21 protein-coding genes are annotated in these 20,058 nt (G+C 48.9%); 1 reads left to right on the plus strand and 20 read right to left on the minus strand.

The window, feature by feature from the left end:
* Nucleotides 1-105: 105 nt before the first annotated feature.
* From lepB to smc, 9 genes are all read right to left on the minus strand, one after another.
* Nucleotides 106-645: a signal peptidase I gene (lepB, locus tag KNQ12_RS03230; RefSeq protein ID WP_064299642.1), complete on the minus strand. Its 540-nt coding sequence runs from the start codon at nucleotides 643-645 to the stop codon at nucleotides 106-108.
* Between the two features lie 104 nt (nucleotides 646-749).
* On the minus strand, nucleotides 750-1,103 hold the full coding sequence (gene rplS, locus KNQ12_RS03235; protein WP_023468738.1) for a 50S ribosomal protein L19: 354 nt from the start codon (nucleotides 1,101-1,103) through the stop codon (nucleotides 750-752).
* 112 nt (nucleotides 1,104-1,215) lie between these two features.
* Nucleotides 1,216-1,944 carry a tRNA (guanosine(37)-N1)-methyltransferase TrmD gene (trmD, locus tag KNQ12_RS03240; protein ID WP_023468739.1) on the minus strand — a complete coding sequence of 243 codons (729 nt, stop codon included), beginning with the start codon at nucleotides 1,942-1,944 and terminating at the stop codon, nucleotides 1,216-1,218.
* The gene (gene rimM, locus KNQ12_RS03245; protein ID WP_023468740.1) at nucleotides 1,941-2,450 is read right to left on the minus strand and encodes a ribosome maturation factor RimM; all 510 of its coding nucleotides are present in this window, start codon (nucleotides 2,448-2,450) and stop codon (nucleotides 1,941-1,943) included. The genes trmD and rimM overlap by 4 nt, the downstream gene beginning before the upstream one ends.
* A 62-nt stretch (nucleotides 2,451-2,512) precedes the next feature.
* Nucleotides 2,513-2,788: a 30S ribosomal protein S16 gene (rpsP, locus tag KNQ12_RS03250; protein WP_023468741.1), complete on the minus strand. Its 276-nt coding sequence runs from the start codon at nucleotides 2,786-2,788 to the stop codon at nucleotides 2,513-2,515.
* 93 nt (nucleotides 2,789-2,881) lie between these two features.
* Nucleotides 2,882-4,231: a signal recognition particle protein gene (gene ffh / locus KNQ12_RS03255; RefSeq protein WP_023468742.1), complete on the minus strand. Its 1,350-nt coding sequence runs from the start codon at nucleotides 4,229-4,231 to the stop codon at nucleotides 2,882-2,884.
* 12 nt (nucleotides 4,232-4,243) lie between these two features.
* Complete coding sequence (locus KNQ12_RS03260; protein ID WP_023468743.1) at nucleotides 4,244-4,564, minus strand: putative DNA-binding protein; 321 nt, start codon at nucleotides 4,562-4,564, stop codon at nucleotides 4,244-4,246.
* A gap of 99 nt (nucleotides 4,565-4,663) precedes the next feature.
* Nucleotides 4,664-5,668 carry a signal recognition particle-docking protein FtsY gene (gene ftsY / locus KNQ12_RS03265; RefSeq protein WP_023468744.1) on the minus strand — a complete coding sequence of 335 codons (1,005 nt, stop codon included), beginning with the start codon at nucleotides 5,666-5,668 and terminating at the stop codon, nucleotides 4,664-4,666.
* Complete coding sequence (smc, locus tag KNQ12_RS03270) at nucleotides 5,665-9,228, minus strand: chromosome segregation protein SMC (RefSeq protein ID WP_214746330.1); 3,564 nt, start codon at nucleotides 9,226-9,228, stop codon at nucleotides 5,665-5,667. Before smc ends, ftsY begins: the two co-directional genes overlap by 4 nt.
* 126 nt (nucleotides 9,229-9,354) lie before the next feature.
* Here smc and KNQ12_RS03275 point away from each other — a divergent pair, with 126 nt between their 5' ends.
* Nucleotides 9,355-9,555, plus strand: coding sequence for a DUF1128 family protein (locus KNQ12_RS03275; protein ID WP_023468746.1), 201 nt, complete (start codon nucleotides 9,355-9,357; stop codon nucleotides 9,553-9,555).
* 69 nt (nucleotides 9,556-9,624) lie between these two features.
* On the opposite strand, the gene rnc is transcribed toward KNQ12_RS03275, so the two are convergent.
* The 11 genes from rnc to KNQ12_RS03330 form a co-directional block, all read right to left on the minus strand.
* Complete coding sequence (rnc, locus tag KNQ12_RS03280; protein WP_023468747.1) at nucleotides 9,625-10,395, minus strand: ribonuclease III; 771 nt, start codon at nucleotides 10,393-10,395, stop codon at nucleotides 9,625-9,627.
* Nucleotides 10,396-10,451: 56 nt separating this feature from the next.
* Nucleotides 10,452-10,691 carry an acyl carrier protein gene (gene acpP / locus KNQ12_RS03285; RefSeq protein ID WP_029342095.1) on the minus strand — a complete coding sequence of 80 codons (240 nt, stop codon included), beginning with the start codon at nucleotides 10,689-10,691 and terminating at the stop codon, nucleotides 10,452-10,454.
* A gap of 70 nt (nucleotides 10,692-10,761) precedes the next feature.
* Nucleotides 10,762-11,493: a 3-oxoacyl-[acyl-carrier-protein] reductase gene (gene fabG, locus KNQ12_RS03290; RefSeq protein ID WP_035396763.1), complete on the minus strand. Its 732-nt coding sequence runs from the start codon at nucleotides 11,491-11,493 to the stop codon at nucleotides 10,762-10,764.
* Nucleotides 11,490-12,410: an ACP S-malonyltransferase gene (gene fabD, locus KNQ12_RS03295; RefSeq protein ID WP_035396761.1), complete on the minus strand. Its 921-nt coding sequence runs from the start codon at nucleotides 12,408-12,410 to the stop codon at nucleotides 11,490-11,492. Before fabD ends, fabG begins: the two co-directional genes overlap by 4 nt.
* A gap of 16 nt (nucleotides 12,411-12,426) precedes the next feature.
* Nucleotides 12,427-13,422 (minus strand): phosphate acyltransferase PlsX, encoded by a 996-nt coding sequence (plsX, locus tag KNQ12_RS03300; RefSeq protein WP_055968645.1) that lies wholly within the window; start codon nucleotides 13,420-13,422, stop codon nucleotides 12,427-12,429.
* Complete coding sequence (fapR, locus tag KNQ12_RS03305; RefSeq protein WP_214746333.1) at nucleotides 13,419-13,988, minus strand: transcription factor FapR; 570 nt, start codon at nucleotides 13,986-13,988, stop codon at nucleotides 13,419-13,421. The genes plsX and fapR overlap by 4 nt, the downstream gene beginning before the upstream one ends.
* Nucleotides 13,989-14,073: 85 nt before the next feature.
* Entirely contained in the window at nucleotides 14,074-16,104 is a 2,031-nt protein-coding gene (recG, locus tag KNQ12_RS03310; protein ID WP_035396758.1) for an ATP-dependent DNA helicase RecG, read from the minus strand.
* Complete coding sequence (gene sdaAA, locus KNQ12_RS03315) at nucleotides 16,088-16,984, minus strand: L-serine ammonia-lyase, iron-sulfur-dependent, subunit alpha (RefSeq protein WP_023468754.1); 897 nt, start codon at nucleotides 16,982-16,984, stop codon at nucleotides 16,088-16,090. Before sdaAA ends, recG begins: the two co-directional genes overlap by 17 nt.
* A 4-nt stretch (nucleotides 16,985-16,988) precedes the next feature.
* On the minus strand, nucleotides 16,989-17,651 hold the full coding sequence (sdaAB, locus tag KNQ12_RS03320; RefSeq protein ID WP_023468755.1) for an L-serine ammonia-lyase, iron-sulfur-dependent subunit beta: 663 nt from the start codon (nucleotides 17,649-17,651) through the stop codon (nucleotides 16,989-16,991).
* A gap of 100 nt (nucleotides 17,652-17,751) precedes the next feature.
* The gene (locus tag KNQ12_RS03325; protein ID WP_369792079.1) at nucleotides 17,752-19,425 is read right to left on the minus strand and encodes a DAK2 domain-containing protein; all 1,674 of its coding nucleotides are present in this window, start codon (nucleotides 19,423-19,425) and stop codon (nucleotides 17,752-17,754) included.
* Nucleotides 19,426-19,450: 25 nt separating this feature from the next.
* Nucleotides 19,451-19,813, minus strand: a complete 363-nt coding sequence (locus KNQ12_RS03330; protein WP_023468757.1) for an Asp23/Gls24 family envelope stress response protein — start codon at nucleotides 19,811-19,813, stop codon at nucleotides 19,451-19,453.
* Nucleotides 19,814-20,058 lie beyond the last annotated feature (245 nt).

Raw genomic sequence — 20,058 nt, forward strand, 5'->3', positions numbered from 1 at the left:
ATACGATACATGAAAAAACATCCACTCCCTAGTATACGCAACTTCAGACAAGAAAAGAAGATGAGCTGCTTACTTTTAACGGCAAGCGTCTCATCTTCGTTCGTTTTAATCGACAGAGCGTACATCATTGAATGGATAGAAGACGAAGTTCGTCGTTCCGACGATTTGATCTTCATCAACAAAACCGATATCACGACTATCTTTTGAATTTTGACGATTATCTCCCATGACGAATACTTTTCCTTTTGGAACAGTCGTCTCTCCTGTTCGCTCTTCAAGCGTGAAGTCTTCCGTCAATGGCACACCACTCATCTGGGCTTTGTATTCTTTCAAATACGGTTCAGCGACTTTCTTATCGTTGACATACAATGTATCATCTTTGTAATACATCGTATCTCCCGGAACAGCGATGACCCGTTTGATATAGTCTCGCGTTTCCGTTGCATGGAAGACGACGATATCGCCTCTTTCTGGTTCATTAAAATAGTACGGGACCTTATTGACGATCATTCGATCCGCATTGTGTAAGGTCGGCATCATCGATTCCCCATCAACGATGACGGGTACGAACAGGAACGTTCGAATGATGAACGCGATGACGAGCGCTACGACGAGCGCCTTTACCCAACTGAATAACTCCTTCACGAATTCCACTCCCTTGATTAACGCAATTTCTTCCTAAGGACTAGTATACGCATAAACTGCAAAAAAAAGAAGCTTGTCCGGAGACAAGCCACTTTTTCACATGATTAACGACGAATTTCTTTAATACGCGCCGCTTTACCACGAAGGTTACGGAGGTAGTAAAGTTTCGCACGACGGACTTTACCGTAGCGAACGACTTCGATTTGTGCAACACGTGGTGAGTGGAGCGGGAAAGCACGCTCAACGCCAACTCCGTAAGAAATTTTACGGACTGTGAATGTTTCACTGATGCCGCCACCGTGACGTTTGATGACTACGCCTTCGAAGAGCTGAATACGCTCACGCGTACCCTCGACGACTTTAACGTGTACACGGACTGTATCCCCAGGACGGAACGCAGGGACGTCTGACTTGATTTGTTCTTGTGTAAGTTCACGGAACAATTGTTGTGTGTTCATGAATGATTTCTCCTTTTTTCACCAATGTTCTTATCTTCATTTGCTTCAAGCATCCGACAGCGGAACATCGTTAATGGGTGGCTTTTGCCACATGTTTTAACTTATCATAGATTCAGTCGTTTGACAATCCTGAAATCGAGTCTAAATAACGCTGATCTTCATCCGTCAACGATGCATCCACGAGAAGATCAGGGCGCCGCTCATATGTCCGCTTCAGCGACTGTTCCCGTCGCCATTTTTCAATCCGGGCATGGTTGCCTGATAACAAAACATCGGGTACTCGGTACCCTTTATATTCTGCCGGACGTGTATAGTGCGGGTATTCGAGAAGTCCCGTTGAGAAGGAATCATCTTCGTGACTCGCAGACGCACCGAGGACGTCCGGTAAGAGGCGGACGACTGCGTCAATCATCGTCATCGCAGCGAGTTCTCCTCCCGTCAAGACGAAGTCTCCGAGCGAGACCTCATCCGTCACCAACTGATCATGGATTCGCTGATCAAACCCCTCATAGTGACCACATAAGAAGACCAGTTCTTCTTCGTTTGCCCATTCTTCCGCCATTCGTTGCGAAAACCGTTTACCGGTCGGTGTCATGACGATGATTCGTCGTTTTCGTTCCGGTAGACTTGCCATCGCATCGAAGACGGGTTGCGGTGTCAACAGCATGCCCGCTCCTCCGCCATACGGATAATCATCGACCTTACCATGTCGATTCGTTGAAAAGTCTCGAAAATTGATTGTTTCGAGTATGACGTGTTGATCGTCTTGCGCTCGCTTGACGATCGAATGATCAAGCGCTGAAAACATCTCAGGAAACAGCGTCAATACACGGATGTTCATTCCTCGATCAGTCCCGGAAGCGGCGTGATCTGAATGCGTTTCTGTTCGACGTCGACGGAAGCGACGACTTGCTCGATATACGGAATCAGGACATCTTTTTTTCCGTCGCGTTTGATCGTCCAGACGTCATTTGCGCCCGTTTCGAGAATGTCGGATACGACTCCTATTTTCGTCTCACCGTCATAAACCGTACAACCGATGATCTCATGATAGTAAAATTCATGCTCGTCTAAGTCCTGTAAGTCTTCTGCATGGACATAGAGTTTCAATCCTTTGTACTTCTCGACGTCATTGATATGATGCATCCCTTTGAACGTCACCATGATGAATTGTTTATGCTTCCGGTAGCCACTGATCGTTACCGGTGTATACGTGCCTTCAGAGCCGAGAAAGACTTCTTTTCCGACCTTAAAGCGTTCTTCCGGAAAATCCGTGCTTGCGAGTAACTTCAATTCCCCTTTTAGACCGTGCGTGTTGGCGATTTTCGCAATTTCCAACCATTCCATTCGTTTCACTTCCTTTCTTGAATTAAAAAAAGGAGGTAAGCTTTCGCTCACCTCCTAACGTCTTACTTCGCGAGTTTCGCGTTGTGGAATTTCTCCATGATACCAGCTTGTGAGAAGAGGTTACGAACTGTGTCCGAAGGTTTAGCACCTTCAGAGAGCCATTTAAGAGCTAGCTCTTCGTTGATTTTAACTTCTGCTTCTGGTTTAGCAACTGGATTGTAGTATCCGATTTGCTCAATGAAACGACCATCACGTGGTGCACGTGAGTCTGCTACTACCACACGGTAGAAAGGTGATTTTTTTGCGCCCATGCGCTTAAGACGAATTTTAACTGCCATTCGTAAGTCCCTCCAAATAATAAATGATTTTTTCGTTTAGTCAAATTGACAACTTCATTAGTATACAACGTTACAGCAAAAGAGAAAAGACTTTTAAAAGAATGGAAGGCCAAAGCCTTTCTTTTTCCCTTTGCCCATCTGTCCGGAAAATTGTTTCATCATTTTCCGCATGTCTTCGAACTGTTTAATGAGACGGTTGACTTCTTGGATACTGCGTCCGCTACCACGGGCAATCCGCTTCCGACGGCTCGCATTCAAGATTTCAGGTTCAGTCCGCTCTCGTTTCGTCATCGATTGGATGATCGCTTCGACATACACGAGTTGCTTCTCATCGATTTGGGCGTTTTTCAACCCCTTCATCTTCCCTTTACCTGCCCCAGGGATCATTCCCAACAGTTCGTCGAGTGGACCCATCTGTTTCACTTGCTGCAACTGCTCGATGAAATCATCGAATGTAAACGATGCATCGCGCATTTTGCTTTCTAACTCTTTGGCACGCGTAGCGTCCATTTGTGACTCTGCTTTTTCAATCAGTGTCAGCATGTCTCCCATGCCTAGAATCCGAGACGCCATCCGCTCGGGATAGAATGGTTCGATGGCATCGAGCTTCTCTCCAAGACCGACGAACTTAATCGGTGCTCCGGTGACTGCCTTGATGGAGAGTGCTGCACCACCTCGCGTATCTCCGTCGAGCTTCGTCAGAACGACTCCCGTTACGCCAAGCTTCTCGTTGAAGCTCTCTGCGACGTTGACGGCATCCTGACCCGTCATCGAATCGACGACAAGGAAGATTTCATGCGGTTTGGCGATCTCCTTAACATCAACGAGTTCCTGCATCAGTTCCTCATCGACGTGTAAGCGACCTGCCGTATCGATCAACACGATATCGTGATGATGCTCTTTTGCATAATCGAGTGCACCGGTAACGATTTCTTGTGGACTAACCTGATCTCCCATCGAGAAGACCGGTAACTCCAATTGTTTTCCGAGTGTCTCTAATTGTTTGATTGCTGCCGGACGATAAATATCCGCCGCAACAAGCAAAGGACTACGATTATGTTTTTTACGTAAATGATTGGCAAGTTTACCCGTTGTCGTTGTTTTACCTGCCCCTTGCAGACCGGTCATCATGATGACGGTCGGAGGACGGTTCGCAAGCGTCAACGGTGACACTTCTGCACCCATCAGATTCGTCAATTCATCGTGGACGATTTTGACGACTTGTTGTCCTGGCGTCAAAGACGTCATGACATCCTGTCCGACGGCACGTTCCTTTACATCATTTACGAATTGTTTGACGACCTTGAAGTTGACGTCGGCTTCGAGTAGCGCTAAGCGAACTTCGCGCATCATCTCTTTGACGTCTGCTTCAGAAATCTTACCTTTACCTCGCATTTTAGCGAGACTGGCTTGAAGCCGTTCCGATAATCCTTCGAATGCCATTAAGAATGCCTCCTACTCTAATTGCTCCAATGTCTCAATGATCACTAGGGCTTCACCCGGAAGGTCGCATTGCTTCAGCTGATCGAGTAACTGCTTTCGCCGTTCGTGTTTCTTGAACAGGGATAGTCGTTCTTCATACTGCTCGAGCATGGCTTCCGTGCGTTTTATGTTGTCGTAGACTGCTTGTCGGCTGACTTCAAACTCATCGGCGATCTCACCTAAGGAAAAGTCATCTAAGTAATAGAGTGACATGTAATTCCGTTGTTTTGGCGTCAAAAGCTCCTGATAAAAGTCAATCAGATAGTTCATCCGGTTCGTTTTATCAAGTGTCATCCGAGCACCTCCGCAATGTTAAGTGAAATTCCTTTACAGATAGTATAGTACAGCCCTCACAGTGTGTTGTCAAGTTTTTTTCTTTACATGAAACGTCGCTTATTCTGCGCTTTCTTCCGTGTCGACGTTTTCTTTTTCTTCAAAGACATCGCCGAACAGTCCATATACGAATTGTTCTGCGTCAAATGGTTGTAAATCATCGATTTTTTCACCGAGACCCACGAACTTCACCGGTAGATTCAGCTCGTTCTTGATCGCAAGAACAATCCCACCTTTTGCTGTGCCGTCAAGTTTCGTTAAAACGATTCCGCTAACGTTCGTCGCTTGTTTGAAGGCTTTTGCCTGCACCATCGCGTTTTGCCCTGTTGTTGCGTCAAGTGCTAGTAACACTTCATGGGGTGCGCCTGGAATCTCACGTTCAATGACGCGTTTGACCTTTTCGAGCTCGTTCATCAAATTGACCTTGTTTTGTAGGCGTCCTGCCGTATCACAAATCAGGACGTCGACCTTACGTGCTTTCGCTGCTTGGACGGCGTCATAAACGACAGCAGCCGGATCGGAGCCTTCGCCTTGACGAATGACCGGTACACCGGAGCGTTCGCCCCAGACTTGCAGTTGATCGATCGCACCAGCCCGGAACGTATCTCCCGCTGCTAACATGACGCTCTTACCTTCTTGTTTTAATCGGTTCGCAAGTTTCCCGATCGTTGTCGTCTTACCGACCCCGTTGACACCAACGAAGAGGATGACATTCAGCTCATGATCAAGATCAAGGGCCGTCTCTTCTTCTTCGACTAACATGTTCGCGACGACTTCAACGAGGACATCCCGGACTTGTTTTGGATCCTTGACGTTACGTCGTTTGACTTCTGTCTTTAATTCTTCGACCAAATCCATCGTCGTCGTCACACCGACGTCGGCTTGGATCAACACTTCTTCTAACTCTTCGAAAAAGTCTTCATCGACTTCACGGAAGCGGTAGACGAGATCATTGACGGCACTCGCTAATCCGTCGCGTGTCTTCGTCAAGCCTTCCGTAAATTTAGTCGTGACTTCTTGTGTCGAAGTCGTCAAGCGGTCTTTCAGTTTTTTAAAGAAACTCATCGTTTAATCTCCTTTGGTTCTTCACTTAATGTACGTCGTGCCTCTTCTAGTTTAACGGATAACACTTCAGATATCCCGTTTTGCTGCATCGTGACGCCGTAAAGGACATCTGCCGCCTCCATCGTTCCTTTCCGATGGGTGATGATGACGAACTGTGTCTCGCGTGCTAGCTGATGGACGAACTCGCCGAATCGCGCGACGTTCGCTTCGTCAAGCGCCGCCTCGACCTCATCGAGGACACAGAACGGGACAGGACGTGTCTTTAGAATCGCAAATAATAAGGCGATTGCTGTCAAGGCACGCTCTCCACCAGACAAGAGCGATAAATTCTGCAGCTTCTTACCAGGCGGTTTCGCAACGATATCAATTCCACTCGTCAACAGATCACTCGGGTCAACGAGGACTAGATCGGCTTCACCGCCCCCGAATAACTCGCGGAATGTTTCCCGGAAGTGTTCTCGGACAGCATCATACGTTTGACGGAACAACCGAATGACTTCTCGGTCCATCTCTTCGATGACGCCATAGAGATCCGTTTTAGCAGCGACGAGATCATCCCGTTGCGCGGATAGGAACGTAAACCGTTCATCGACCTCTGCGAATTCCTCAATCGCACCGATGTTGACGATGCCGATTTCTTCGAGTTGGCGTTTGAGCAGATGAATTTCCTCTTTTGCCTCTTCATACGATAGATCAAGTGGTGCAATCAGTTCGAGCAGTAATCCCATCTCTTCCAGCATTTCTTGTCTTGTCTCAAGACGCGTGCTCGTTTTCCCTTGCGAGAGTCGTAGTTGCTCGAGTGCCTGTTTCGTCGTTTGTTGATCGTCCTTCGTCTTCGCTTCGCGGATCCGGATCAAGCGCAGGGATTCTGCTTGTACTTGAATCCGTTGTCCGATCGCAGCGAGTTCGGTCTCGACCCGTTGTTGTTCCTGTTCCTGTTCGCGCTGTTCCGCGTGCAAGGCATCAATCTTCGCTTCGTCGAATCCTTCAAGGACATGACGCAAGTCACGGCGTTTATGACCACGTTCAAGCTTCGCGTGACTGACCTGTTCCGTCAGGCGTTCGATCTCTTGCGAAAGCTGCGCTTGTTTCATTTGAATCGTCCGCTCTTCGAGAACTGCTTCTGCTTGTTCCTTCTTCAGTTCGTCCATCGTGACGGCACCACGGGCTTGTGCATCCTTGAGACGATCTAAGGCTTGTCTGAGCTCTGTTTGACGCTCCGTCCATTTTGCGATCTCGACTTCCGACGTCTCGATGATCCGACGTGCTTCCTGTTCTTGTTCGAGTACACGTGCCATCTGTCGATCTTCAACCGACAATTCAGACGTCATGACAGCGAGATGACGGTTCGCATCTGCTAACGTATCGCGCGATTGTTCGAGTTGCCCTTGTAATGCTTGAATCGTTTCTGTCCGTGTCCGAGCCGTAGCATCAAGAGTCTGGATCGCCGCTCTCAGATCTTCCAAGCGGCGCATCTGCTCCCGAATGACCGCTTGCCCGCGCGTCAGTCCCTCTTTTAACTCGTCAAGTTCACGCGATTGACTGAACAGTGGTGTACCTTTTTTCCGACTTCCGCCGGTCATCGTACCGCCGACGTTGACGACATCTCCTTCGAGCGTGACGAGACGATAGCGATGTCCTGTCGAACGGGCGATTTGGTTCGCCTGTTCAAGTGACTCGACGACGAGTGTCGTACCGAGCAAGTTCATCTTTAATTTCGTCAACGTCTCGTCTGTCGTCACGAGTTCACTTGCGATCCCGACGAACCCAGACATTCCACCGACTTGTTCTCGTACTGAACGATTGACTTCGCGTGCTTGCAGTGAGGCGAGCGGCATGAACGTCGCTCGACCGGCATTTAATCGTCGAAGCTCCTGGATCAGACGACGTCCTGTTGCATCGGTATCAACGACGATGTTTTGCATCGCACCACCAAGCGCTGTCTCGATTGCCGCTTCAAAGCGCGCCGGAACCGAAATCAACTCCGCGACCGCTCCGTGGATACCTGGGTGCTGATCTCGTTGTTTTAAAATCGTCTTCACAGCACCGAAATAACCGCTATAGTCGGCTTTGACGGATTCAAGGAATTCAATTCGGTCTTCCGTCTTATGCCGACGTCGCTCTAAATCCGCAACGGACTGTTCGACTTGGCGTAACGCATGTTGTTGTTCATTTCGTGCCGCAAGTGCCGTCGTCTCTTCTTCCGTTGCTTGGTCCAACTTCGTCCGGATTGAAGCGACATCCGCTTCTAGTCGAGCGACGTCTTCCTCGAGTTGACGACGCGTCGATTGTTTCGTACCGCTGTCCGCCGTAAATGAACGTTGTTGTTCTTCTGCCTGCATGAGATCTTGCTTCGCCCGGTTATAGGCATTATTCGTCGCAGCTAATCGACTCGCCACTTCAAAGGCTTCCGAACGTAATACTTCGGCTTCCTTATCAAAATCACGATCGGTTTGTGTCAGCGCTTGATCGGCTCTTTCCCGTTCAGCCGTGATCCGTTTTGCTTCCTGATCGACTTCTGCTTGGCGTTCCTGTAAAGCGGTCAGTTCGAGTTCCAGTTCCTTGACGCGTTCTTCGACGACGGCAACCTCTTGTTCGAGTCGCTCTTTCGTCTCGGTCCCGTGTTTTTCACGCTCTTTCGCTAGGTTAAGGGCACCTTGGATTTCAACCAGTCGCGTCGAGACATGTCGAAGTTGCTCCTGCAACGCGTTTTCTTGTTGTCGTTCTTCTTCGAGCGTCGATTCTTGATTCTCTCGGGACACGACGGTCTCTTCGTAAGTCGTCTTTTGAGACGCAAGGCGTTCTTCACATTGTGCGATGTCACGCGCTAGTGTTTCGAGCTCCGTCTGATACGTCGTGATTTCATGCGCCAAGATACCACGCTCGAGGACATCATGCCGTTCTCGAGCGACGAGATACTCCTTCGCGAGCGCCGCTTGTTCACGTAACGGCTCGATTCGTCCGCCAAGTTCATATAAAATATCATCGACACGCGATAGATTCGCTTCCGTATCACTTAATTTCCGCTCGGCTTGCTTCTTGCGATGACGATACTTCAAGACGCCTGCTGCTTCCTCGATAACAGCACGACGTTCTTCCGGTTTACCGGAGATGACTTGTTCAACTCGCCCCTGTCCGATGATCGCAAACGCATCACGCGACAAGCCTGTATCCATGAACAGATCAAGGACATCCTTCAGGCGACATGGTTTTTTATTTAAAAAATAATCGCTGTCTCCGTTGCGGCTGACACGCCGCGTGACACTGATTTCCTGATACGGCAACGCAACCGTTCCCGACTCGTTGTCTAAGACGAGCGTCACCTCGGCAAATTGTTTCCGGTGTTCAGACAGACTGCCTGCAAAAATGACGTCTTCCATCTTCGCCCCGCGCAGTGACTTCGCAGATTGTTCTCCGAGCACCCAACGGACAGCGTCCGATATATTTGATTTCCCACTTCCGTTCGGTCCGACGACTGCCGTGACACCCGGAAGGAATTCTAATTCAGTTCGACTGGCAAATGATTTGAAGCCATTGATTTCAATTCGTTTTAAGTACATCTTGATCACCCGTATGTTTAAATTTCTTTTGAATTTCTTTCAGTTTACCATAGCCGAAACGCTAGCAACATGATAGGTTTTAAGGTAGTATCACGCGAAACAAGAAGAAGAGGAGCGAATAACACGATGACGATTGAACAAATGATTGAAGCAATCTTAGATAAATTGAACATCATCAACAAAGGGGTCATTAAAGCAGAACAGTTCGATGGCTCAAAAAACGAGGACTTAAAAGAGATTTATGAGTTCGTCATGATGCGCGACTCGTTATCACTGGCAGAGGTCGATGCGATCGTCGACGAACTGAAATCCCTCAAGACTGTCTAATCAAGCGAACTTCACACGATAAAGGCCGATCATCTCTCACGTATTCGAGAGATGGTCGGCCTTTGTTGCTTAAAACTGTTTCTTTAATTCAAGTAAGGCTTGTTTTGCCGCCTGTTGTTCTGCCTCTTTTTTCGATCGGCCTGTCCCGATCCCTTCCAGCTCATCCGCGACTTGGACACGCGAGATAAATTCCCGACTATGCGCCGGACCGCGCTCCTCGATGATTTCATACTCGATGACACCTAAACCGACACGTTGAATCGCTTCCTGTAATTGACTCTTGAAATCTGTCTGTTCTTCAAAAAAGCCTGTCGCCACTTTCGGAAAAACCGCTTCGGCGAGGAATCGTTCGGCTGCTTCGATGCCTTGGTCAAGATACAAGGCGCCAATGAAGGATTCGAAGACATCCGCAAGTAAGGCTGGACGATTCCGACCACCGGTCAGTTCTTCCCCCTTACCTAACAGAATCATATCGGAAAACTGATAGTGATTCGCAAATTGGACGAGTGACGGTTCACAGACGATTGCCGCTCGCAATTTCGTTAATTCCCCCTCGGAACGTTCCGGGTAGTGTTCGAATAGATAGCGTGACACTGTCAACTCTAAGACCGCGTCCCCTAAAAATTCTAGGCGTTCGTTATCCCCTTCAGACTCGCGTTGTTCATTGACGAACGAAGAGTGCGTGAAGGCTTGTTTTAATAGCTCGACATTAGAAAACGTAATATTCAGTCGCTCTTGTAACGCTTCGAATTTCTGCTCGATTTGAGCGAGCGTCCGAGCATCCTTGCGTCGTTTTACATAGGGTCCTTTTCGGACACGACGTCCTTTTTGATTCGTCATAGTTCCTCCTAAACAGCTAAAGCCCACCGCAAATTGCGGTGGGTCAGCTTCAATGATCAGACTTGTGTTTCGATGTAGTTGACGACATCGCCGACAGTCTTCAAGTTTTCTGCTTGCTCATCTTCGATCGTAATTTCGAACTTGTCTTCTAAGTCCATGACGAGTTCCATGACTTCGAGAGAGTCAGCACCGAGGTCGTCTTTGAACGATTTATCAAGTGTGATTTCACTTTGTTCTTTTCCTAATTTTTCTGCGATTGCTTCTTGTACGTCTACTAAGATTTGTTCTTTTGTCATTTTAAAATCCCTCCATGAGTTGAGTATATAAGATGATTGCCGATTTGGCAAAGTACTACCGTTAGTTGTGTTACATCGTCATGCCGCCATCAACGGCAAGAGTTTGTCCTGTGATGTATCGCGCTTCATCTGAAGCGATGAAACTGACGAGTGAAGCGATATCGTCCGTTTGACCGAAGCGTTTCAACGGAATTTGCCCGAGTGACAGGTTCCGCTGTTCTTCCGTCAATTCATCCGTCATGTCCGTCTCGATGAAGCCTGGACAGATGGCATTGACTGTGACACCTTTACTCGCGAGTTCACGTGCGACGGATTTCGTCAGCCCGATCAGACCCGCTTTCGCTGCGACATAGTTCGCTTGCCCTGGATTTCCGGAAATACCGACGACTGATGCGATGTTGATGATACGACCGCTTGTTTTTAACAATGGACGTGTCGCAGCTTGCGTGACGAGAAACGCACCTTTGAGGTTCGTATCGATGACAGCATCAAAATCCGCTTCCTTCATGCGCATCAGCAAACCATCACGCGTGATGCCAGCATTATTGACGACACAATCCAGTTGACCGAACGTGTCGATCGTCTGTTTGATCATCTGTTTGACAGCATCTGCTTCAGCGACATTCGCTTGAATCGCGAGTGCCTCTCCGCCTGCTTCCTTGATTTCACGGACGACTGCTTCCGCCTTGTCCGTGCTTCCTGCATAGTTGACGACGACACGGAAACCATCTGTTGCCAATCGCTTCGCGATGGCAGCTCCGATGCCGCGTGACGCGCCAGTGACGAGTGCTACTTTACTCAACGAATTCCCTCCGCTTCCAATTGCTCAAGTGTCGTGATGCTGATGATCTTCGCATCTTTTTTGATTCGTTTCACGAGACCGCTAAGTGGAGACGATGGACCAAACTCGATGAATGTATCCGCACCTTCTTCGATCAGACGCTCGACGCATGATTCGAATCGAACCGGTGAGTAAAGCTGCTGAACGAGCAAACGAATCAATTCGTCTGGTTGATCGTGGAACGCACTGTCGACGTTCGAGATGAATTTCGTCTTCGCCGCTTCAAACGGTGACGAGACGAGAATATCTTCGAATCGTGGTGCGAATGGTGTCATGAGCGACGAATGGAACGCACCTGATACATCAAGCGGTAAGACACGTTTTGCTCCGAGCTCTTTTAACTTCGCTGTAGCGGATTCGACCGCTGCGATTTGTCCAGAGATGACGAATTGCCCAGGACAGTTGTAATTGGCGATCTGTACGATCTCTCCCGTTGCCGCAATCGATTCGACCGCGTGATGGGCTGCCTCGACATCATTCATGCCGATGACCGCCGCCATCGTTCCACCCGTGACTTGATTCATGAGTTTTCCGCGTTCTCGGACGAGATAGACGGCTTCAGACGGTGTGATGACAGAAGCTGCGACGAGCGCACTATATTCTCCAACACTGTGTCCGAGTACGAAATCAGGTGTATGTCCTTGTGCTGCGTACTGCTGTGCGAGTAATGCACTGTGTGCGACGATGGCTGGTTGAGCGATGTCCGTCGCTTTCAATTCATCCTTCGTCCCTGTCGTCATCAGCGTCGTCAGATCCAGACCAATTCGCGTTCCGAGGTCAGCGAGTGCTTGGCGTGTCTCGTCTTGCGTGATGAGCGTCTGTCCCATTCCAGGCGTTTGTGACCCTTGTCCCGGAAACATCCAAACTGTTTTCCCCATCTCGTCTCACTCCTTCTTAACGTGCTTTTGTTGCCTTCGCTTGAACGATTTTGGCAACGACTTCTTGTTCGACCATCTTTTCCGCTTGAACGAGCGCTCGGCTGAATGCGTAGGCATTACTTGAACCATGCGCCTTGATGACCGGAGCCGCAATCCCGAATAGTCCAGCACCGCCATATTCTTCATAGGCGAGCAACTGCTTCATTTTTTTCAACTTCGGTTTCAGTACGAGAGCGGCGAGCTTTGATGTCCACGAGCTCATGAATTGTTCCTTCATGACACCCATGATCATACTGGCTGCCCCTTCAGTACTTTTAAGTAACGTATTGCCGGCAAAACCTTCCGTGACGATGACATCGACGTCACCGCTCATCGCTTCTCTCGCCTCGACGTTCCCAACGAAATGAATCGGTGCTGTCTCAAGTAGCGGATACGTTTCCTTCGTCAGTGCATTCCCTTTACCGGCTTCTGATCCGATATTCAAGAGTCCGACTTTTGGACGTGTGATGCCGCGAACTTGTTCTGCGTAGACAGACCCCATGATGGCATAATCGAGCAAATGCTCTGCCTTCGCATCCGGGTTGGCGCCAACATCTAAGATGACGACACCTTTCCCATTACGTGTCGGGAAAGTCGGGGCCAGTGCAGGACGGTCAACTCCTTCGATTCGACCGATGACGAACAATCCGGCAGTCATGAGCGCTCCCGTGTTGCCTGCTGAAATCAAGGCATCTGCCTCTCCTGATTTCACCAGGTTTGCAGCCACAACGAGTGAGCTATCTTTCTTGCGGCGAATCGCACGTACCGGTTCGTCTTCTCCGGTGATGACGGATGCCGCGTGGACGATCGTCACGCGCGGATCCTCGATTGTGTATGAGCGTAATTTCAACTCATCTCCGACTAGTCGGATATCGATGTCTTCGTTTGGACGTTCTGCCAAATAGGCAACGACCCCTTCTACGATGGCACGGGGTGCGTGATCGCCCCCCATAGCGTCAACTGCTAAAATCATTTCGATTCCTCCTTACTACTTCGATACACTGTGAACTCACCGATAAAGACACATTCTTCACCGACATAACTCTCCACCGTGATGTCAGAACGCCCATCTTGACGATGGGAACTGACGAATGCCTTCGCAACGACGCGTTCCCCGACATGAACGGAGCGTGTGAACTGAACGTTCGCACGTGTCGTCAACGCGAGTTCATCGTCGATGAGCGCAATCGCAAGCGAGTTTGCCTGCGCGAACAAAATATGTCCGCGGGCGATTGCATTCCGACTAAACGCATGTTCCGGCAAAATCTCAAGGATCGAGATCGCAGATGTATCGAGTTTCAGGTCAATCATATCACCAATGACTTCATTTTCAGTCAACGTACGCAAATCATCCAGCCGTTCGGTCGCGACGTGTTTAATTCGCTCCCGTAATTCCGGAATCTTTAATTCCATCCGGTCGAGACGAATCGTCTGGATACTGACACGGAATCGTGTCGCCAGCGCTTCATCCGTGATGAACGGATTTTGCTCGATCGTCTGTAATAATTCTTGTTGTCTCTCTTTTTTAGGTACCCGCATGTATGTTCCTCCCACAAGAAGGATGACCACTATTATTACCTGGTACTAACAGTAGTATATATCCCTTGTTGTTCACTTTCAAGTATTATTCGATTCTTTCTCCTTCAAGTAGCCCTTGTCGTTCGATATAGTCACGCAAGACATCGTATTCCGGCGCTTGCCAAAAGGCGTCCGATCGCAGTAATCGGACTGCATCTTGTCGCGCAGTTTCCATGACTTGTATATCGAGCGCCGGATCAGTCAAGACGAAGCGCGGTAATCCACTTTGTTCGGTACCGAAGAAATTTCCGGCTCCGCGCAGTTTTAAATCCTTTTCCGCTAGCTTGAAGCCATCGTTCGTCTCCGTCATTGTCTTGATCCGTTCTTTTCCCGTATCGGAAGAGGGATCGGCGATTAGAATACAGTAAGACTGGGCATCGCCTCGACCGACGCGTCCTCTTAATTGGTGTAATTGCGCAAGACCAAAGCGTTCTGCATCATGAATGACGATGATCGACGCATTCGGAACGTTCACACCGACCTCGACGACCGTCGTCGAAACAAGGATTTGAACGGTATTCTCCTTGAATGCTTGCATGACCTCGTCTTTTTCTGAAGAAGTCAAGCGCCCATGCATCAAACCGACATGATAGGGCTTGAACCGCTCAGTCAATGTCGCATGTAATTCGATCGCATTTTGAACTTCGAGTGATTCGGATTCCTCGATCAATGGCGTGATGACGTAGGCTTGTCGACCTTGCGACAATTCTTTCTCGACGAACCCGAAAACGCGTTCCATCTGTTGCGGTTTCGCCCAGTAGGTCTCGATTTCCTTTCGTCCCGCCGGCATCTCATCGATGATCGAAACATCCATATCTCCAAAGACCGATATCGCAAGCGTACGCGGAATCGGTGTCGCTGTCATATATAATACATCTGCCTGTTCAGCTTTCGCACGCAATCGTTTTCGTTGTTCGACACCGAAGCGATGTTGTTCATCGGTGATGACGAGGTGTAATGCCTTGAACTGGACGGTGTCTTGAATCAGCGCATGTGTTCCGACCAAGACGTCGATCTCTCCTGTTACAAGAGCTTCGAGCAAGTGTGCACGCGCTTTCCCTTTAACGGAACTCGTTAGTAAACCGACTCGGATCCCAAGTGGTTCAAGCAATGGGGCGAGCGACGCTGCATGCTGTTCCGCTAAAATTTCGGTCGGCACCATCAAGGCGCCTTGTTTTCCGGCACGAACCGTCGCGAACAAGGCGATGGCTGCGATGACGGTCTTTCCGCTTCCGACATCTCCTTGCAACAACCGATTCATTCGTTCGCCGCGACCGATGTCGTCTAGGATCTCTTTTGTCACACGTTGCTGTGCACCTGTCAGCGGAAACGGCAGGCTCTTGATGAAATTGGCAATATCCGTTTCATGTAAAGGCAAGGCAATCCCTTGACCTTTCCGTCGTCCAAGACGTAACGCCTGTAATTTCAGTTGGAAATAGAGGCACTCCTCATAGACATAACTGCGACGAGCAGCCGTTAACTCTTGTCGATTCGTTGGGAAATGAAGCGACTTCAACATCGTCATCCGGTCTTGCAACCGATACGTCTTCCGGATGCTATCCGGGATTCGTTCAGCTAATGCCTCAGTCTCCTTGAACGCCAAGTCGACGACGCGTCGGAATGTCTTCATCCGCATGTCACCCCGGAGCGAGTACACGGGTGTCAATTCGCCTTCAATCGCCCCGAATTGCAATTCCGTCGCAGAGATCGTCATCCGGTGTAAATCCCACTTGCCACTGACCGTCACTTCTGCCCCGAGTTGCAATTGGTCTTTGTAGAATGCCCGGTTGAACATCGTTACGGTCACACTATACCGTTCTTCAACGAGCAGACGGAACGTTAAACGATTTTTTCCTTTACCGTAATAGCGCACAAGTGGTTCAGACTGGACTTGACCCGTGAACTTGACTTTATCCTCATGGATTGCTTCCGTTAGACTTCCCGTCACGAAGTCGTCATAACGAAACGGGACGTGCTCGAGCACGTCCGCAACGGTGAGAATATTCATCTCTTCTAGTTTTTTCGCTAAATCCCGTCCGACACCTTTTAATGTCTTGACGTCACGTGATGGATTCATTCGATAACTCTCCGAAGATTTTCGCTTCGAGCCAGCGACCCGTCGGCGTATTCGCGAGTCCACCTTTTGCTGTCTCGCGAAGCGCAGACGGCATCATCTGACCAATCTCATGCATGGCTGAGATGACTTCATCACACGGAATCCGTGACGTGATTCCTGCGAGTGCCATGTCGGCAGCGACAACAGCATTCGCCCCGCCCATCGCATTGCGTTTCACGCATGGTACTTCGACAAGTCCTGCGACAGGATCACAGACGAGTCCGAGCATGTTCTTCAGCGCGATCGCAAAAGCATGTGCTGACTGATCCGGTGTTCCGCCCGCCATCTCAACGATCGCAGCAGCTGCCATCGCTGTTGCTGAACCGACTTCTGCCTGACAGCCACCAGCCGCTCCGGAAATCGACGCATTGTTCGCGACGACGAAGCCGAACGCACCGGATGTGAACAAGAAGCGTAACATCTGCTCACGTGTTGGGTTTAACCGATCTTTGACCGCAAATAACGTACCTGGCACGACGCCGGCACTCCCTGCTGTTGGTGTCGCACAAATTTTCCCCATCGCGGCATTGACTTCATTCGTTCCGATTGCTTTACTAACGGCGTCCAGTAATAAATCACCGGATAAACCTTTACCTGAAGCACGGTACCGTTGAAGCAAAACAGCATCTCCACCGGTTAGTCCTGTCACCGACTGGACACCGTCACCATCAAGCGAACGAGCGACTGCTTCTTCCATCACTTGTAGGTTTCGTTCCATCATCGCATAGACTTCATCTCGCTCTAAATGACGAACCGTCATCTCTTGCTCGATCATGACTTCCGAAATCGGAATATTTCGTTCCGTCGCGATGGCGACGAGTTCTTTTACGGATTTAAACATGTCTTCACTCTCCCATCATGACGGCACGCTCGACTTGAGGTAACCGATCGATTTCTTCCAATACTTCTGCCGTTATCCGGTCATCAATCTCAATTGCCATGAGTGCTTGTTTTCCTTTTTCATGACGTGACACTTCCATATGCCCGATGTTGATTTCGTAATCAGCCAAAATGCTCGTCACGGCTGCAATCGCACCAAAGCGGTCATGGTGCAAGACGACGAGTGCCGGTCCCCCACCGGACAAACGAAGCGGTACACCATTTAATTCCGTGATTTCAATCGTTCCCCCACCAATTGAAATACCGACCAATTCAAACTCTTCTACTCCATTCGTCAAATGGACACGAGCCGTATTCGGATGATCCGTCAACGCCTCACTCGTCTCGAAATGAATCTCAATCCCTTTTGACTTCGCGATATCGATCGATTGCGGAATTCGGTCGTCAAACGTATCGTATCCGAGAACACCGCCGATGATGGCGACGTCCGTTCCATGTCCACGATACGTATCCGCGAATGAACCGTAAAACGTGATGTGAATGACAGTAGGTGTTTCCCCGAATAATTTACCCGCCATCAATCCGATCCGTGCAGCTCCCGCTGTATGCGAGCTCGATGGACCAACCATGACTGGTCCGATGATGTCAAAGACGCTACGATATTTCATCTCTTTTCCCCTCTCTATGAAACAAACGAAATCCCACCTCTATTATCGCAGATGGTGGGATTCGTGAAAAGGCTAGTCGCCCTTTTTCAGTATGATGGTTTTATTCGACGCTTAAAATGTACGAATAAAGTGGTTGTTTGCCGTCGTGGACTTCCACTTCAGCATCCGGATTAACCGATTCGATGTACGCAACGAGGTCGTCGACTTCTTCTGTCGAAACGCCTTCACCATAAAGAACCGTGATGATTTCGTCGTCCTCCGTGACGAGTGTATCGACGAGTTTCTTGACTGCACCAAGACTTGAAGCGTCCGTAGCGACGATTTGTTTTTCAGCAATCGCCATATGGTCGTCTTTCTTGATTTCTACACCATCGATGTTCGTATCACGTACGGCATATGTGACTTGTCCCGACTTAACGGCTGCAATCGCATCTGCCATATGCGCTTCGTTCTCTTCGACAGTCGCTTCTGGATTATAGACGATTGTTGCTGCTAAACCTTGTGGGACTGTTTTTGATTTCACGACCGTCACACCACAATTCGCAACAGATGCTGCTTGTTCAGCGGCCATGATGATGTTTGAGTTGTTTGGATAGACATAAACGTGTTCAGCGTGTGCATCCTCGATCGCCTTAACGATATCTTCCGTCGACGGGTTCATCGTTTGTCCGCCTTCGATGACGACACTGACACCGAGTGATTTAAAGAGTTCGCTGATTCCTTCACCCATTGCGACTGTCACGAGGGCTGCTTTCGCTTTTGCCTTCGGTGCAGCGACTGGAGTAACTTGGTTCGCTCCTTCTTCTTCAAGGATCGTCGAGTGTTGTTGACGCATGTTTTCAATCTTAACAGCGACGAGTTCACCGAAACGTTGTCCTTTTGTGATGACTTCTCCTGGTGTTTCAACGTGGACGTGAACTTTCAACAGTTCTTCATCCGCGACGACGAGCAACGAATCACCGAATTCCGCTAATTCGTTCCGGAAGTCTTCTTCGCTGAACGGTGCATTCGCAAGCTTGTCATCTTGGAAACGAACCATGATTTCCGTACAGTAACCGTAATGGATTTCTTCTGTCGACATGAAGCTTTGAGCCGTTTTATGATGCTCTGCTTCGACGAGTGCTTCCATGACAGGCGCATGCGGTTTGTCGAGTTCTTTTCCTTCGAGTGTTGCGAGGAATCCTTCATAGATACAAACGAGACCTTGACCACCAGAGTCAACGACGCCGACTTCTTTTAATACCGGAAGAAGTTCTGGTGTTCCGTCGAGCGATACTTTCGAAGCTTCGACGAGTTGACGCATCAACTCTAAGAAATCCGTCGTCGTCTCAGATTGTGCGATAGCAGCGACCGCTGTTTCACGGGCAACCGTCAAAATTGTTCCTTCAACCGGTTTCATGACTGCTTTGTATGCTGTATCGACACCTTTTTGCAACGCATCTGCGAATTCCTTCGTATCAATCGTTGTCTTACCTTCGATTGATTTCGAGAATCCACGGAACAGTTGGCTTAAGATGACGCCAGAGTTTCCGCGTGCTCCCATCAATAATCCACGTGCGAAGACGTTCGCGACTTCCGATACAGAATCCGAAGTTGATTTACCTGCTTCTTTTGCACCTGAAGTCATCGTCAAATTCATGTTCGTTCCCGTATCACCATCTGGCACAGGGAAGACGTTCAATGAATCGACGAAATCTGCGTTTTGATAGAGATTCGCCGCGCCATTTTGAATCATCTTGACTAACTGCGCTCCTGTTAAACGATCTACACTCACTAAAGTTTCCTCCTCTATTCCCGCCTTAGACATTCGTCAAGCGGACTCCTTGGACAAAGATGTTCACAGATGTCACGTCAAGACCTAGTGCCTGACTGAGCGTGTATTTCACGCGACTCTGTACGTTATTCGCCACCTCTGAGATTTTCGTTCCATAACTTACGATGATATGCATATCGATATGGACCTGCTCTGAAGCCTGTCGAACGATGACACCGCGTGCAAAGTTCTCGCGTTTTAAGAGTTCTGCAAGACCATCCTTGATTTGAGACTGGGATGCCATACCAACGACACCAAAACATTCCATTGCTGCGCCGCCCGCAAGTTGCGCGACGACATCATTATCTACATCAATCTTTCCATAGGTCGTTTTCATCTCGATCGCCACCTGAGTAGCCCCCTTTGAATATTGTATTCTTCTCATAATTCTACTATAAGGACCTACTATTGAAAAGTCGCCGTACTGACTATACAATGAATAAGTGAAAAATAGTAGCGGTCAAATGAACTTTTACCATCATCCTCATCCATTATTTTAAATTTCGAGGTTGTCTGTCAAGTTTTTTTCTTGTCAGCTACTTTTTTTATGTTGCAACCGCCCTGACACCATGCTAAGATAGCAAAGTGTCTATT

It is taken from the genome of Exiguobacterium sp. s11, from assembly GCF_018619015.1.
In the GTDB taxonomy this organism is placed as follows: Bacteria; Bacillota; Bacilli; order Exiguobacteriales; family Exiguobacteriaceae; genus Exiguobacterium_A; species Exiguobacterium_A indicum.

Coding starts and splice junctions, on each gene's coding strand:
- rplS (WP_023468738.1), bottom strand. CDS start 1,103: ATGAACACACAACAATTGTTCCGTGAACTTACACAAGAACAAATCAAG.
- trmD (WP_023468739.1), bottom strand. CDS start 1,944: ATGAACATCCGTGTATTGACGCTGTTTCCTGAGATGTTTTCAGCGCTT.
- rimM (WP_023468740.1), bottom strand. CDS start 2,450: ATGGAATGGTTGGAAATTGCGAAAATCGCCAACACGCACGGTCTAAAA.
- rpsP (WP_023468741.1), bottom strand. CDS start 2,788: ATGGCAGTTAAAATTCGTCTTAAGCGCATGGGCGCAAAAAAATCACCT.
- ffh (WP_023468742.1), bottom strand. CDS start 4,231: ATGGCATTCGAAGGATTATCGGAACGGCTTCAAGCCAGTCTCGCTAAA.
- KNQ12_RS03260 (WP_023468743.1), bottom strand. CDS start 4,564: ATGACACTTGATAAAACGAACCGGATGAACTATCTGATTGACTTTTAT.
- ftsY (WP_023468744.1), bottom strand. CDS start 5,668: ATGAGTTTCTTTAAAAAACTGAAAGACCGCTTGACGACTTCGACACAA.
- smc (WP_214746330.1), bottom strand. CDS start 9,228: ATGTACTTAAAACGAATTGAAATCAATGGCTTCAAATCATTTGCCAGT.
- KNQ12_RS03275 (WP_023468746.1), top strand. CDS start 9,355: ATGACGATTGAACAAATGATTGAAGCAATCTTAGATAAATTGAACATC.
- rnc (WP_023468747.1), bottom strand. CDS start 10,395: ATGACGAATCAAAAAGGACGTCGTGTCCGAAAAGGACCCTATGTAAAA.
- acpP (WP_029342095.1), bottom strand. CDS start 10,691: ATGACAAAAGAACAAATCTTAGTAGACGTACAAGAAGCAATCGCAGAA.
- fabD (WP_035396761.1), bottom strand. CDS start 12,410: ATGGGGAAAACAGTTTGGATGTTTCCGGGACAAGGGTCACAAACGCCT.
- plsX (WP_055968645.1), bottom strand. CDS start 13,422: ATGATTTTAGCAGTTGACGCTATGGGGGGCGATCACGCACCCCGTGCC.
- fapR (WP_214746333.1), bottom strand. CDS start 13,988: ATGCGGGTACCTAAAAAAGAGAGACAACAAGAATTATTACAGACGATC.
- recG (WP_035396758.1), bottom strand. CDS start 16,104: ATGAATCCATCACGTGACGTCAAGACATTAAAAGGTGTCGGACGGGAT.
- sdaAA (WP_023468754.1), bottom strand. CDS start 16,984: ATGTTTAAATCCGTAAAAGAACTCGTCGCCATCGCGACGGAACGAAAT.
- sdaAB (WP_023468755.1), bottom strand. CDS start 17,651: ATGAAATATCGTAGCGTCTTTGACATCATCGGACCAGTCATGGTTGGT.